Raw genomic sequence first — 15869 nt, forward strand, 5'->3', positions numbered from 1 at the left:
GTCATGATCAAAGCTGCCTTAGCCAAACCCATTACCGTACTCGTTGCTCTGGCCGGAATTGTTCTGTTTGCGGTACTGGCACTACTCAGTATCCCGGTCGATATTTTTCCCCGGCTCAACCTTCCGACCATTTACATTGCCCAACCCTACGGTGGTATGACCCCCGCCCAGATGGAGGGGTTCATTGCGACCCGGTATCAGAACCAGTTGCTGTATGTATCGGGCATCAAAAATGTCGAAGTAAAGAACATTCAGGGCCTCTGCCTGGTCAAATGCTCGTTCTATGAAGACGTCAACATGGCGCAGGTATCGGGCGAAGTTGCCAATCAGGTCAGCCGGGTAATGAATTACCTGCCACCGGGAACTGTACCACCCACCGTGGTTCGGTTTGATGCATCGAGCTTGCCGGTTGGGCAGTTGGTATTCAGTAGCCGGAGGGCTTCGCTGGGCGAAATGCAGGATTTAGCGTCGACCCGGATTCGTCCCCTGTTCTCGCAAATTCCGGGCGCATCGGCTCCTCCCCCATTCGGTGGCAACGAGCGGACGGTGGTGGTGAAAGTAAACCCCGAACGGATGCGCAGCTACGAGCTGACTCCGGATGAAATTGTACAGGCTGTGGTGAAGAATAACCAGATTTCACCTGCCGGAAGCGTTCAGATGGGTGATTATACTGTCATGACGCCCAGCAATACAGTGCTCGACAAGGTGGGCGAGTTCATGAACATTCCGTTACGCAAGGGGGTGGGTCCTACGGTGTTTCTGCGCGACGTAGCTACGGTAGAGGATGCCACAGATATAACAGTCGGGTACGCTCTGGTCAATGGCAAAAGGTCGGTGTATATACCCGTTACCAAAAGTGCCGATGCGTCGACTATGAGCGTGGTGAATGCGCTGAAGGCCAAGCTACCCGAGATGAAAGCCCTGTTACCCGACGATGTGCAGCTTTCCTATGAATTTGACCAGTCAGTCTACGTCACCCAGGCAGTACATAGTCTGGCTTTAGAGGGCGGACTGGGCGCTATCCTGACGGGTTTGATGGTGCTGCTTTTTCTGGGCGACTGGCGCAGTTCGCTGATCGTGATCCTGACCATTCCGGTATCCATCATGAGTGCCATTTTGCTCCTCAACCTGACCGGGCAAACCATCAATATCATGACGCTGTCGGGGCTGGCACTGGCCATCGGGATTCTGGTCGATCAGGCAACGGTAGTCATTGAAAACATTCACCAGCATCTGGAAATGGGTAAGCCCAAAGCCCGCGCCATTCTGGATGCCTGTCAGGAAATGTCGTTCCCACTGCTGCTCATTACCTTGTGTATTCTGGCGGTATTTGCCCCGGCTTTTCTGATGAATGGCGTTCCGCGCGGGATGTTCCTGCCCTTATCGCTATCCGTAGGCTTTTCGATTATTGCGTCGTACATCCTGTCGCAGACGTTTGTGCCGGTCGTAGCCAACTGGTGGCTGAAAAACCATGAACACGCTCATCCGCATGACCTGAGCATCCTGCCCGATTTGGAGAATCAGCCAGAAGCCCGACAGGAGCACTATGAAGAGAAACACCCTGAAAAAGTAACGGGCTTCGAACGCTTCAAGCTGGGTTACTTACGGCTACTCGATAAGATGATGGGCCGACGCACAGTGGTTATTGGCGTGTATGCCCTGGTTTGCGCACTCCTGATTGGCATTGGGTTTACCCAGATTGGCCAGGATATGATGCCCCGGCAAAATCATGCGCACCAGTTTCAGGTACGGATCGTAGGTCCACAGGGGTTGCGGATCGAACGTACCGAGGCCCTGACCAAACGGGTTATCAAGCAGATCAGCGACATCGTTGGGCCACAGAACATCGCGATTTCGTCGGCCTTTGTGGGTATGACGCCCTCCAGCTATGGCACTAGTGCCCTATATGTATTCAATGCTGGCCCTCACGAAGCCGTATTACAGGTCAATCTGTCTGAAGACTACAAAGTTGAGTCACTTGACGCGCTCAAAGAACAGGTTCGCCAGCGGATTCGTCAGAAGATGCCCAATGTCCGGCTGTCGTTCGAGCCGATCGACCTGACGGATAAAATCATGAGCCAGGGCGCCCAGACACCGATTGAAATTCTGGTCGGCGGAAAAGACCTGATTGAAGGCCAGCATTACGCCAATCGATTACTGACTCGCCTGCGCGAAATTCCTTACTTACGCGATCTACGGATCAATCAGCCCCTTAGCTATCCGACCGTTTCGGTAAAGGTCGACCGTGAGCGGGCTGCCCAATTAGGGTTGAGTACCGACGAAATCTCCAAGTCGCTGGTAGCCGCTACCTCATCAAGTCGGTTTACAGCCAAAAACCTATGGCTCGACCAGTCAAAAGGGTTTGCCTATCAGGTGCAGATCCAACTGGAGCAGGATCAGATGAAATCCGTAGCCGACATCCAGGCCATCCCGCTCGTAAAAGGGCAGCTTCGCCCCACCCTCGGTGATGTGGCTACGATCACGCCAACCACCATTCCAGGCCAATACGACCGTATAGGCCCTCGACGAATTATTACGGTATCGGCCAACATCAATAACCGGGATTTAGGCACGGCAACCCGCGATGTTCAGGCAGCGATTACAGCGGCTGGCGATCCTCCAAAAGGCTCTGTAGTGGAACTACGGGGACTGGCGCAACTGCTTCAGGAAACGCTCAGCAGCCTGCAATTCGGGCTGGGATTAGCCATTGTCGTGATCTTTCTGCTGCTGGCGGCTAACTATCAGTCGTTCAAAGTGGCCAGTGTAGTGCTTGTGAGCATACCCGCTGTACTGGCTGGTGCGCTTACGCTGCTGCTGGTAACGGGACAGACGCTGAATCTGCAATCGTACATGGGCATTATCATGTCGGTGGGGGTATCGGTGGCGAATGCTCTGCTGCTGGTAACCAATGCCGAATCCCTGCGACTTCGGTACCGCGATGCCCGAGCAGCTGCACGAGTGGCAGGGGCAGCTCGTTTGCGACCTATTCTGATGACTGCCCTCGCCATGATTGCCGGGATGATTCCAATGGCCAGCGGCCTTGGCGAATCGGGCGAGCAAACGGCTCCCCTGGGCCGGGCCGTGATTGGCGGATTGCTTTTTTCGACTGTGGCCGCGCTGCTGATTCTGCCCGTCGTGTTTGCGGCTGTTCAACGAAAAACAACCTTCGATTCGCCGTCGCTGGACCCCGACGACCCAACCAGTACGGTGTACGACGGAATACCCGTTGCCGCTACAGAGTCTCACCAAACCAGTTTAACCTATTAATCCATGCAACTATATTCTGCTCTCCGATCTGGCTTCCAATTGGCTTTTATGGCCGGGATGACGTTCCTGCTGAGCCAGTGCGGTAACTCGTCGGCCGAAAAAAGTCGAATGGAGGAAGCGCCAGCCGACGAAGAAATTCGTTACGAAGCCATCCGGGTAACCACTTCCCGACCTACCTCGGAACTAAACTTACCCGGCGAACTGGAAAGTTATTACGAAACCGATATTTATCCGCGCGTGAGCAGCTATGTCAAAGCCCTGCATGTCGACATTGGTGATCAGGTTCGTAAAGGACAGGTGCTGGCCGAACTGGAAGCCCCCGAACTGACGGCCAATCTGACCGAAGCCTACTCAAAGGTGAAAGCGGCCGAAGCAGTTTTTGGGACCAGTAAAGCCACGTTTTTGCGGGTGTTGCGCACCAGCCGTACACTTGGGGCCATCTCGCCAGTCGATCTTGAATCGTCCCGTACCAAAGCCATTTCGGATAGTTTGGCCGTTGTAGCCGCTAATGCGCACTACAGTTCTGTAAACCAGTTAGTGAGTTACCTGAAAATAACCGCTCCGTTTACGGGCGTTATCACCGACCGCCGTCTATCGCCCGGAGCGTTTGTTGGGCCGGGTGGACAAAATGGGGTACCTATTCTGAAGATAAAACAGCTGGACCGACTCCGACTACGGATAGCTGTCCCGGAAGCTTATCTGGGCGATATTCGCAGTGGCAACCCCGTGAAGTTTACGGTTCGCAGCTTTCCCAATCAGACGTTTACGGGCCGGATTAACCGTATCTCCAATAGTGTACGACCCGAAACCCGGTCGGAAATGGTCGAAATCGATTTTCAGAATAAAGGTGGTAAGCTGAAACCCGGTATGTTTGCTTCGGTTCGACTACCCGTGGCCTCATCAGGCGAAGGCAGCGTCTACGTACCCAAATCGGCCGTTATCAGTACGATGGAACGCACCTTTATTCAGAAAGTAGTAGATGGAAAAGTTATTCGGACAACGGTCCAGAAAGGTGATGATGCCGCTGGGCAAACGCAGGTTTTTGGCGATGTTAAGCCGGGCGATATTATTCTTAAAACAGCCAGTGAAGACATTGACGATCAGGGCCCGATTAAAACACAGCTGGTGAACTAGTAATCATATCGGCTCCAGACTGGCTCTACTTTGGGCACTGACAGCTTCTGCTATCAGTGCTTTTTGGTTTATACCTGAACCTGAACTGGTCAATAGTTAAAACCACTAGCTAAGGTTACTAGGGTCTATATGTAAGATTATACGTACCTGAAGCCCATTATTATTTTCCAACTCTATATCGCCATGTATAAGATGCAGCAAATGAAGGATTAACTTATACCCATATCCGAAATGATCTCCGCTGATTGTATCCTCAGCAAACGCTTCCTGAATTTCAGTTAAAACCTGTTCGTTCATACCAGGTCCACTATCCTGAATGGTCAGAATAAGGTATTCATTATTTATCACTTCTGCCATTAGCCAAACAGACCCTACCAATGTATTCTTTATAGCATTATCGACAAGATTCCTCAATATCGTGACAAGAATATTTTCATCTGTATACAGCATGGCTTCTGTATAAGGGATTTCCAGCAAAATACCTTTGTTGGCAGCGATTCCTCCATAAAGGTCATGAATTTTATGGAGCGCTTCTGATAACTGTGTTGATTGATAATTTACAGAAAGGCCCTCCTGCTGGTACTTTAGCCATTCAAAAAAATTAACTGAAAAGCTATAGACATCGTTAATCCCTTCTTTTAACAATTTTATTTTTCGTATAACAGCTTCGCTTAAGCCCTCATGTATAGACAGCCTATAGTCAAGTTCTTCTATACCACTTTTAAGCGCAAAAAGTGGTGATTTCATATCGTGTAAAAGTAAATTAATAATACGATCTTTTTGAACAAGGCTAGCCTTCAATCGAGACTCTACGAACTGCAATCGTTCTACAGTATGATTAAGATGATTGACAGACTCATTCAACTCCTGTGACCTTTCTTTTACTTTTTCATCTAAGCTAATCGTCATTTTTTGATAATAATCAACTCGATAAGCAAAAGCTACAATAATAATCGCTAGTATAATGAAACTAATAATTAATTTAAACCAGATTGTTTCGTAATAATAAGGTTCAATTTTAAAATTGAAAAAAATCAGTGAAGATGGATACCCTTTTATTCTAATACGCATTCTATACGCGCCATAGGTAAGATTACGGATAGAAATATCTTCTTCATTATCAAAGGGAATCCACTCGCGGTCATATCCTTCAATCATTCGTTCAAAATTCAATAGTTCTGGATTATTTATCCACGGAGAACTAACAGTAATCAATAAAGAATTATAATCAGGGGGTAATGTCAGTTGAGACAGGTTGTCAGCTCGCCTACCATTTACATTTACATTCTCAATGAATACATGTTTCGACTTATAATTTACAGGAAAATCGTCTGGATTAAATACAACTAATCCTTTCAGACTAGGCAGGGAAACACTTCCATCAGACAAATACACTTTATCCGGGTAAGCACCACCATTGAATTCGTTCGTTATTAACCCATCTTTTTTCGTATAAACACTATAGGGACCAATTTCGCCTAATCCTTTAAAAAACTGGATGATAGTACTCCGCTTATTGCTAAGAAGACCATTATTGGTACTAAACCAAATGCGACCTTGCTTATCCTCAAATATACTATTGATAACACTTAGCCGTTTGTTTGCATCGATAGGTAATTGCTTAATAGTATCTGATTTTAACAGATAAATTCCATCTGTATACGTACCTAGCCAAGTATATCCGTCTTTATCTAGATAAATATTCCGAATATTGATTTCAGGTATAATTGACCTAGCTTTCCCGGTACGTATATTGCCGCTAATCAGGCCTAAGCTAGTCCCGATTAGTAAACTATCCTTAGTCAAAAACAAATACCCATTAATATATTGACTTTTAGTTCCCGGAAGTACTAAACGACAGATTGGCTTATCTTCTTTTAAGGAATAAATTTTTTTACTAGTGGAAAAATACAACGTTGAATCATAATCTGATAGTCTGAAACAATGGATGTAATCACTAATAAAGGCAATTAGGGAGTCTGTATTCGTCAATAAATTAAATTTATGGAGCCATTGATTTTGTTCGTAGTATAAATTATCATGATCAACAATGCTATAAAAACTTGAGTAAGGTTCTAAAAAAAGCCTTTTAATAGCAGGTTGATAAGTAGGTTTTTCAAAAGTAAATAAAGTCCCATTAGCAATTATCTGATCTTTTTTATAAAGGTTTTGCACATAAAACGAGTTTTGCCGCCACGTTCCATAAGGTATTCTTATGTTTCGAAAACGATTCGGACGAATACTAAGTAATCCATCTATTGCACTCTGCAAGTAGTAGGTATCAGATTCTTTTTCGTAGTACAAATCATTAGGTGTAAAATCCTGTATTCCGTCTACAAGTAGTTCAGAATTAATAGTATGTGCATCCAACGTTAATTTGTATAAGCTACCCTGGCAAAACGCATACGTGCCTGAGGCAACACACATAAGTGAATAAGGCGCCTTTGAGCGACTAATTTTATCAAAAAAAACTCCTTTTGTATTGACTATCTCAGTTTCACCGGTATCACTTTTATATATACTTGCCTTATAATTAGTTGAGATCATGACAAGTTGTCCTCCAATAATCGTTATTGGACTTTTTCCGATGCGTTTGTCAGCAATATATCTTGTTGGTTTATTTTTCTTAGCAATCAAAATCGAGCCAGGCTTTACTAGGAAAAAACAATTTTCACCTGTGATGAACGATGCATCCGAAGAGAATTCTATCTGATTCTTTTTCAGTGGTTGAAAAAAAAGCCGGGAGGATTTCGTGTCTAACGCTTCAAAGCCAGGGCAATCGCTAACAATATAATCACCTTTCACAGATACAGGTCGCGTACCTGATCCGGAAAACTCTCTTATTTTGTAATATTGATCACCCTCAAAAGCGATCAATATCTCATTCCTCTTATTTTGCTTTACGTAAGCAACTCGGGAAGAAACTGGTGGTTTATCATAGGCATCATAGAGGTGGAAATGAATTCCATCGTATTTAACCAAACCATTCTCAGTTCCAATCCAGCAATATCCTAAATGGTCGATGGCCAGTCCTTTAATACTATTTTGTGGAAGCCCATTCTCTGTTGTATATCGGCTGATAATAAATTTTTCACTGGCTGCTTGAGCAAACGTATTGCTACAAATTACAGGTAGTAGTACAAGGCTTAAAAATAGATATTTAAACATTCTGAAAACCCAAAAAAAACTAGTACACTTCGCTTCTCTCATCTTACCGAAACGGTATATAAGCCATTTTTCAACGCAAATACAATCAGGTCCGCTGTCCTATTCACCTTAAACTTTTTCATAATCTTTTTTTGGTAAGTCTGCACTGTATGTGCACTCAAATTCATCTCATAAGCAATTTCTTTTACCGTCATTCCAGTGCAGATTTTCTTTAGTACTTCTTTTTCACGTGGCGACAAGTAGTAAATATGTTTATCCTCTGTAAACATACTCTTGATAAGGTTCTTCTGGAGAATAGGGCTTATAAATTCCTGACCGTTCATTACTTCGTGTATAGCTTCGGGTAATTCTATTAAAGAAGCATCTTTAGATATATATGCACTAGCGCCATTACGCAATGCTTGTCGTATTGTTTGAGCATCACTAACTGATGTAAGAACAATTACTTTAGCAACATTTTTAGTTATTGTACGTATAGTCGATATTAATTCTAATCCACTCATTTGCGGCATAAGCAGATCCGTAACTACTATATCAGGGAACATCTCATCGCTTATAGAGTCAATAAACGTGTAAGGATTATTAAAAATTAACAGTTGGGATTCATCAAACATGTCTTTCAGTGCCAAAGCGATAGCATCTGTTAATAACTTATGATCATCCACAATAGCGATACGCATATTCTAACTACAATTAACTAACAACAATCCTAAATATACATATATTAATCCAATTAATCCTAATAATAAATCCATTTTTTGTTACATATCTTTTTATTAGGTATATCCAATACCCTAAATTTAGGGTATTGGATATACCTAATAAAAAGATATGTAATTTAATGAAACTAGCGAATATGTATATATAGTTTAAGATACCATCTTTGCAAAGCAGACTGTTGGATTAGCTTACAACTAACTTAGCAAATGCATTTGTCAAGATAAATCGTAAAAACATATAAGGCTATGGGATATTTTTCAAATATGAATGTGCGGTTATTGATAATTTGGAAATATTCAACAAATCAATTCAAGCTAATTTTTTAAAGTACGTATAAACTCTAATATATCTAGTATGTGTATTTCAGTGTTTTATCTCACTTGAAATAACATTTTTTTTCAAAAATCCCATCAATAATTGAATCGGTAAATTTGCATTATAATTTCCCACTGTAACATTTAAGCTTAGTAATGAACAGAAACAACCCACCTATTCACTATCACAAAGATTCGTTTGAACTCTTTTACAGCCGTTACTTTAACAACGTGTATAGAAAATGTTTGCACATGGTGAAAGATGTTGATACAGCTAAAGATTACACACATGATATTTTCATCAAAGTATTTGAGGCTTTTAATACGTTTCAACATCGCTCATCATACGCTACCTGGCTTTATTCGATTACCCATAATTATTGCTTAGAGCAGATAAGAAGAAATAGAGTCAGGTGCTTACCAGGACATGCATGGGTAGACTATGGAGTTGATACTGATAAGGCCGACGAACTGGATTTATATGTAGAAAGGCTTTTTCTAGTTCGCAAGGCAATGGAAGCACTTCCAGCAGAAAATAAAGCTCTACTTTCTTTGAGGTATGAAACAGGAATGAGTATAAAGGAGATTGCTGATTTGTTTAACCTCTCTGATGATGCGGTTAAAATGAGACTTAAGCGAAGTCGAGATAGAATAAAGCAGTTAGCTTTACATGGATAAGTTGACCTTGATAACCTGGTTAAAGTCCTGCAAAAATGATAACTTATCAGCAACCCATTGGGCCAAGATTTCCCATTCTACTGCTGGAAGATGATCAGTCAGTAATTGACATTATTCAGGAAGCCTCTAAAACAGCATTTCCAGAAGCCGATTTTATCGTCATAAAAACATTTGAGGATGCTATTGCCTTTTTAGACAATCTGGAAGGCAAAGGCGCCAAGTTAGTACTTTTAGATATCCATTTGTCTGGAACGCAAACAGGATTAGATCTCTTGGAGCGTATTAAGGTAAGTCCGCGCTATAAATTACTGCCTGCTATTATCTTCACCATGAGCGATAACCAAACGTATATAAGTAGAGCCTATCAATTGGGAGCAAACTCGTTTATTAATAAACCCTTTTCGTTCCTAGAGTGGAAAAATCTCTTATTGACTATTCGCCTATTCTGGTATAAAACGGCCACGTTACCAAACATCTATTTTTAAGGCAGCATCTACCATGAACATGCCCGGACTTCGGCCAGGAGGATTGTACTGACCGAAGTCCGGGCATGTTCATGTACGTATGTGGCGTGTTGTTTTCAGCGATTTCCTCTAGATGGCTCCACGGAATTAGTCTATATGCACTGGAAAGTCGTATTAAATTCATTATCTAAAAGCCAATAAACCAGCCGTTATAGACGCTGTTGTAAAAAATACTGCCTGGGTATGTACTAAACTTGTTGGGTAGCTCCGGCTCACTAACGACTTTTAGGTAAGCACCGTTATTCTACCGATGTATGTTCGGTATGGTAGCCTGACGGACAAACGCAAATCAAAACCATTACTGTGATACAACCCTGGTATAGTAAAATCTCGAACCCAGCGCAGATGGGCGGCATCGAGACTTCTGTTCTTGATAATGGCGCAGGTCGGGGAACCCGAATTGCCTGGATCAACACCGGAACCGGCCTCCGGTACAAACTGGTTCTCGACCGGGCCATGGATATTGCCGATGCCTTTTACAATCAGCATAGCCTTGCCTGGCTAAGTCATTCCGGCATTACATCGCCCCAGCCATTTACTGAACGGGGCCTGGACTGGCTACGGACATTCAACGGGGGGTTGCTGACTACCTGCGGGCTATCACATGTGGGTGGCCCCGAAAAGGATGCCTACGGCGAACGAGGGTTACATGGCCAAATCAGCAATATCCCGGCTATCATTGAATCGATCAGCCAGCCAGACCCGGCTATGGGCAAACTGGATATGAGCATTACCGGGCGAATGATAGAAACCAGGGTATTTGGCCCGAGTCTGGAGCTGACCCGAACTATATCAGGAACGCTTGGCCAGCCCGTCATTCGTATTCATGATGAAGTGGTGAATCGAGCCAATACGCCCGCTCCCCACATGGTACTTTATCATTTTAACTTCGGCTGGCCATTGGTCGATGAAGGCACCAAGTTGCTCTGGAAGGGCCCCTGGCAGGCTCGTGAAGGTGGTATCAATGCTGAAATTTTCCGGGATGGATATGATTTCCGTACATGCCCGGCTCCACTCGATCGCCATAATGGTACGGGCGAAGCCGTTGCGTTTATCGATGCCACGCCCGATCAGAATGGCCAGTGTAGCGCCGGCCTTTACAATCCTATGCTGGGCATAGCCGTAGCCATGCGGTTTCAGAAAGCCGAGTTACCCTGGCTCACGAACTGGCAGCATTGGGGAAAAGGTGAGTATGTAACCGGAATCGAACCCAGCACGCACCCACCCATCGGCCAGGCGAAGGCGCGGGAACAGCAAACCCTTATTTTTTTAGAGCCCGGCGAAAAGCGGTCCTATACAGTCGAACTGGAAGTACTTTCCCACCCCGATCAGATCAATGAACTGGTCAATCGTTTAGCCTAGGCCGAAATAGCTGTTCAGTACAGCGTACATTCCTTATGAATTCAAATTCCGACTACATTCTTCAGGTAAGCGGGCTAACTAAAACGTTTTCGGGCGTGAAAGCACTCGATCAGGTTCAGTTGGCGGTGCGCAAAGGAGAAGTTCATGCGCTGATGGGTGAGAACGGGGCCGGAAAGTCTACCTTAATGAAGATTCTGATCGGTCTTTTACCTGCCGACTCAGGCGAAATCATCTTCGAAGGTGCCGAACTGACGGCCGCTCATGTCCGGGATGTGATGAAAAAAGGCATCTCCATGATTCATCAGGAAATGCTGGTCGTACCTGAACTGACCGTTGCGCAGAATATTTTCCTGGGTCGGGAAACGAAGGGGAAGCTATTCAGTTGGCTGGATGATCGAACCCTGACGAAACAAGCGGCTATGTTGCTCCGGGAGATGGACATCCAAATCGATCCCAGCATCAAAATGAAGTACCTGAGCGTGGCCCAGATGCAGATGGTCGAAATAGCAAAGGCCATTTCCAACAACGCGAAGGTGATCATCATGGACGAACCCACCTCAGCGCTTTCGGAGAAAGAAGTCGCCACCCTCTTTCGGCTGATCAAAGACCTCACTTCTAAAGGCGTAGCGATTATCTACATCTCACACAAGATGGAAGAGATCACCGCTCTGGCCGATACGATCACGGTACTTCGCGACGGTAAATACATCGGCACCCGGCCCGCTTCCGAACTGGATATGGACACGCTGATCACGATGATGGTGGGTCGAAAAATTGAGAGCCTGTTTCCAGAGTCTACAACCCAACGGGGGAACGAAATCCTGTCAGTAAAGCAATTAACCCGTCATGGGCAGTTTACCAATATCAATTTTGCTGTCCACGAAGGTGAAGTGCTGGGCATTGGTGGCTTGATGGGCGCAGGCAGAACTGAAGTTGCCCGTACTATTTTTGGCCTCGACCAACCCGATAGTGGCCAGATGTATATCCGGGGAGAACAAGCCGACATACGTTCCCCACAGGATGCCATCCGGCGGGGCATTGGCTACGTGAGTGAAGACCGGAAGGGCTTCGGATTTATTCCCCGGTTGTCGGTACGGGAGAATATAACCCTGGCAAGTTTACCCGCTCATGCCAAGGGCGGGCTGGTTCGGGCAGCGAGTGAATCGGCAGTCGCTAATCGCATGATGGCCGATCTACGCATCAAGGCCGCCAGCCCTGAGCAGTTCGTCACGTTTTTGAGCGGAGGAAACCAGCAAAAAGTAGTCATTGGTAAAGTATTGCTTTCCTCCCCATCAATCATTATTCTTGACGAGCCGACACGCGGTATCGATATTGGCGCGAAAGCTGAAATTTATAAACTCATTCACCAATTGAAAGAAGCGGGTAAAGCCGTCATCCTGATCTCGTCTGAACTTCCTGAACTCCTGGGGCTAAGCGACCGGATAGTGGTCATGGCGAAGGGAAAACAAACAGCCGAACTATCGGCTCAGGAGGCTTCGCAGGAAGTCGTTATGCACTACGCAATGCAGGTTTGACAGCCCACCTTTTCGACAGATACATGGAAAACAACCTCAACAGCTATTTCGATAAGGATAGCGGGTCATACAAACTACTGGTGCGCCTTCAGGAAGTTCGCAAATACGGCCTCCTGATTGCGTTTGTGGCGGTTTGTCTGGCACTTTCCCTCACGACTCCCCGCTTTCTGACTATTCAGAATCTGATGATCATTGTGACGCAGGTTTCCATCAATGCGCTGCTGGCGTTTGGGGTTACGTTTGTCATCATTACAGGGGGTATCGATTTGTCGATCGGGTCGATGGTAGCCGTTACGGGGGTAGTAGCCGCCACATTTGCCCACCCCGACGAGTACCCGGTAATTGTCCCGGTCGCCGTGGGGCTACTGGCCGGACTCCTCTTCGGGGCTTTCAACGGATTCGTAGTAACCCGCAGTAAGGTCCCGCCGTTTATTGTTACACTAGGTACCATGACCATCGGCCGTGGCTTAGCCCTTATTCTTAGCAAAGGTCGCCCCGTCTCCAATCTATCCGACTCCTTCAATTTCATCGGTGGCGGCAAAATCCTGGGTATTCCTACGCTGATTATCACTCTGATTGTAACCTTTATTGCCTGCACAGTTGTTCTCCGAAAAACCGTGTTAGGCCGTTATATGTATGCTGTAGGTGGCAACGAACAGGCAGCCCGGGCTTCTGGTATTGAGTTGAGTACAGTCAAAATGATCGTCTACACACTCTGTGGTGGTCTGGCAGCCTTGGCTGGTATTCTGCTAACCTCGCGTATCACAACGGGCCAGCCGAATGCGGGCGCAGGTTTCGAACTGGATGCGATTGCAGCTGCTATTATTGGTGGCACCAGTACCTCGGGAGGAACCGGCACCATGACCGGAACGCTGCTGGGTGCCCTGCTTATCGGCGTCATTAGCAACGGCCTCGATTTGCTCAACGTAACCTCTTATTATCAGCAGGTTGTGATGGGTATTATCATCATTGGGGCAGTTGTACTGGATAGCGTCAATCAGATAAAAAATTGATCTACTTTATGTCATCCCGACGCAGGAGGGATCTCGAGCGTCAGGAAATTTGAGATCCCTCCTGTATCGGATGACAAAATCCTAACTGCAAATAGATTACTAGAAACCAAGTAGCCTAAAATCCAACGTACTCATTCAATATGACCATGAAGCCGATTTCATCCATAGTCATTACGCTCAGCCTGATTAGCACCTTAGTAGCCTGCAATCAATCCACTACCAGCGAAACCAGTAAAAACGGAGATGGTAAAAAGCTGGTGATTGGCGCTACCATGCTCAGTATGCAGAATGAGTTTATTGTCAATGTTCATGATGAAATGGCTAAAAAAGCCGAAGCTGATGGGATTGACCTGATCACGGTCGATGCCGAACGGTCGGCTTTGAAACAGGTGGAACAGGTCGAAAGCTTCATTGCCCAGCATGTCGACGCAATCATCATGAACCCCTGTGAGGTAGAAGCCAGTTCTCCCGCCGTTGCCAAAGCCTTAGCAGCCAAGATCCCAATCATTAACGTCAATTCGGAGACCAGTACCAAGCCTTCGGCCTTTGTGGGGTCGGATGATGTGGAGTCGGCCCGGATTGCGATGAAATTCATTGCTGAAAAGCTGGGTGGCAAAGGCACCATCGTTATGATGCACGGCTATATGGGTCAGGCTGCACAGATCAAACGCGAACAGGGTGCTCGTGAAATCCTGAAACAGTACCCCAATATTAAATTGATTGCCCACCAAACCGCTGAGTGGGATCGCGCCAAGGCCATGTCGTTGATGGAGAACTGGATTCAGTCATATGGTTCGCAGATCAATGCTGTCTTCGCCCAGAACGACGAAATGGGACTGGGTGCAGCAAAAGCACTGGCGGATGCAGGCCTGAAAGATAAAGTTGTGGTAGTTAGTATCGATGCCATACCCGATGCCCTTCAGGCGGTTCAGAAAGGCACACTGGATGCTACCGTTTTTCAGAATGCCCAGCAGCAAGGCTCAAAAGCCATCGAGACAGCCGAAAAAATTATTAAAGGCCAGCCCTACGAAAAGGAGACGCTTATTCCGTTTCAGTTAGTAACGAAAGCCAATTTGTCCCAATTCATGAAATGAGTGACGACGAATAGAACACGGATTTTTAGGATAATCATGATAGATGATGAATAAAAATTCAAAGTGGCGTTGTGGTGTCGGTTTTGAGAAACCGACACCACAACGCCACGATACTAGGAAAAGACCTGTGTAAATCGTATAAATCATAACCATCTGTTTCCATATACATTTAAAACGAACAGCTGTGAAAACAAAACGAAGAGCTTTTTTGCAAACGATTACGGGTCTGGCCAGCCTGAGTGCCCTATCGGCCGTCGGCGCAGCCGCCCCGCAGAAACCGCTGGTGGTATTTGTGACCGGTGATCATGAATACAGTGGTGAACTGACCTTACCGCTCATTGCCGCCGAACTGGAGAAAAATTACGGCCTGCGCACCAAAGTTCTGAAAGCCTACCCCGACTACAATGGCGAGAAAGACATTCCGGGTCTGGAAGCCCTGCGCGAAGCCGATCTGGCAGTATTCTTTCTCCGCTGGCGACAACTCCCTCAGCAGCAGCTCGATTACATCGACGCTTATCTCAAATCGGGCAAACCCGTAATGGGTTTTCGTACCACCACCCACGCCTTCAATTACCCGGCTGGTGATCCGCGCGTCCGCTGGAATGCCTTTGGCGAGTTTGCCTTCGGAGCCCCTCCCGGCTGGGGAGGTAAAGCCGCCCACACGCACTATGGCCACAAGAGTACGACCGACGTGACGGTCATTCCCGAAGCCGCCAAGAACCCAATTCTGACTGGCGTGGCTCCCAGCTTTCATGCATCCTCCTGGCTATATCGGGTACGGCCCGACTATCCCGCACAGGGCGCGACCTGGCTGCTGATGGGCAAATCCGTCAATCCCGATAAAGAAGCCATCGACAACCCGGTAGCCTGGACTTGGAAAAACCAGTGGGGCGGCAAGGCCTTTATGACTACCCTGGGCCATCCCGAAGATTTCCAAGTGGAAGCCTTCCAGAGGCTGGTTATCAACGCCATTCACTGGGAGCTAGGTTTACCCGTCCCTACCCGCTGGAAAGGAAAAATTGACATCAACGTACCCTATGGACATCCTTGAACCCCCTCA

Annotated in this window: 11 protein-coding genes; 9 read left to right on the top strand and 2 right to left on the bottom strand. The window is 46.3% G+C overall.

What is annotated here, in order from left to right:
• The first annotated feature begins 3 nt into the window (after positions 1-3).
• Entirely contained in the window at positions 4-3267 is a 3264-nt protein-coding gene (locus tag BGO59_RS29080) for an efflux RND transporter permease subunit (protein ID WP_293689815.1), read from the top strand.
• Between the two features lie 3 nt (positions 3268-3270).
• On the top strand, positions 3271-4401 hold the full coding sequence (locus BGO59_RS29085; RefSeq protein WP_293689817.1) for an efflux RND transporter periplasmic adaptor subunit: 1131 nt from the start codon (positions 3271-3273) through the stop codon (positions 4399-4401).
• Positions 4402-4506: 105 nt separating this feature from the next.
• On the opposite strand, the gene BGO59_RS29090 is transcribed toward BGO59_RS29085, so the two are convergent.
• Both BGO59_RS29090 and BGO59_RS29095 read right to left on the bottom strand, forming a co-directional pair.
• Positions 4507-7611 (bottom strand): two-component regulator propeller domain-containing protein, encoded by a 3105-nt coding sequence (locus BGO59_RS29090; protein ID WP_293689820.1) that lies wholly within the window; start codon positions 7609-7611, stop codon positions 4507-4509.
• A complete protein-coding gene (locus BGO59_RS29095) occupies positions 7608-8249 on the bottom strand; it encodes a response regulator transcription factor (protein WP_293689822.1) in 642 nt (213 codons plus the stop codon). The genes BGO59_RS29090 and BGO59_RS29095 overlap by 4 nt, the downstream gene beginning before the upstream one ends.
• A 510-nt stretch (positions 8250-8759) precedes the next feature.
• On the opposite strand from BGO59_RS29095, the gene BGO59_RS29100 reads away from it, so the two are divergent.
• The 7 genes from BGO59_RS29100 to BGO59_RS29130 all read left to right on the top strand — a co-directional run bounded on the left by BGO59_RS29100 (position 8760) and on the right by BGO59_RS29130 (position 15860).
• A complete protein-coding gene (locus tag BGO59_RS29100) occupies positions 8760-9281 on the top strand; it encodes an RNA polymerase sigma factor (RefSeq protein WP_293689825.1) in 522 nt (173 codons plus the stop codon).
• Between the two features lie 35 nt (positions 9282-9316).
• Positions 9317-9766: a response regulator gene (locus BGO59_RS29105; RefSeq protein WP_293689828.1), complete on the top strand. Its 450-nt coding sequence runs from the start codon at positions 9317-9319 to the stop codon at positions 9764-9766.
• 384 nt (positions 9767-10150) lie between these two features.
• Complete coding sequence (locus BGO59_RS29110) at positions 10151-11167, top strand: aldose 1-epimerase family protein (protein WP_293689901.1); 1017 nt, start codon at positions 10151-10153, stop codon at positions 11165-11167.
• 35 nt (positions 11168-11202) lie between these two features.
• A complete protein-coding gene (locus tag BGO59_RS29115) occupies positions 11203-12702 on the top strand; it encodes a sugar ABC transporter ATP-binding protein (RefSeq protein ID WP_293689831.1) in 1500 nt (499 codons plus the stop codon).
• A gap of 23 nt (positions 12703-12725) precedes the next feature.
• Positions 12726-13715: an ABC transporter permease gene (locus tag BGO59_RS29120; RefSeq protein WP_293689834.1), complete on the top strand. Its 990-nt coding sequence runs from the start codon at positions 12726-12728 to the stop codon at positions 13713-13715.
• A gap of 146 nt (positions 13716-13861) precedes the next feature.
• Positions 13862-14809 (top strand): sugar ABC transporter substrate-binding protein, encoded by a 948-nt coding sequence (locus BGO59_RS29125; protein WP_293689837.1) that lies wholly within the window; start codon positions 13862-13864, stop codon positions 14807-14809.
• Between the two features lie 217 nt (positions 14810-15026).
• Positions 15027-15860 carry a ThuA domain-containing protein gene (locus BGO59_RS29130; protein WP_293689904.1) on the top strand — a complete coding sequence of 278 codons (834 nt, stop codon included), beginning with the start codon at positions 15027-15029 and terminating at the stop codon, positions 15858-15860.
• The last annotated feature ends 9 nt before the right edge of the window (positions 15861-15869 follow it).

Origin of the sequence: Spirosoma sp. 48-14 (assembly GCF_001898575.1) — a bacterium.
Taxonomy (GTDB): domain Bacteria; phylum Bacteroidota; class Bacteroidia; order Cytophagales; family Spirosomataceae; genus Spirosoma.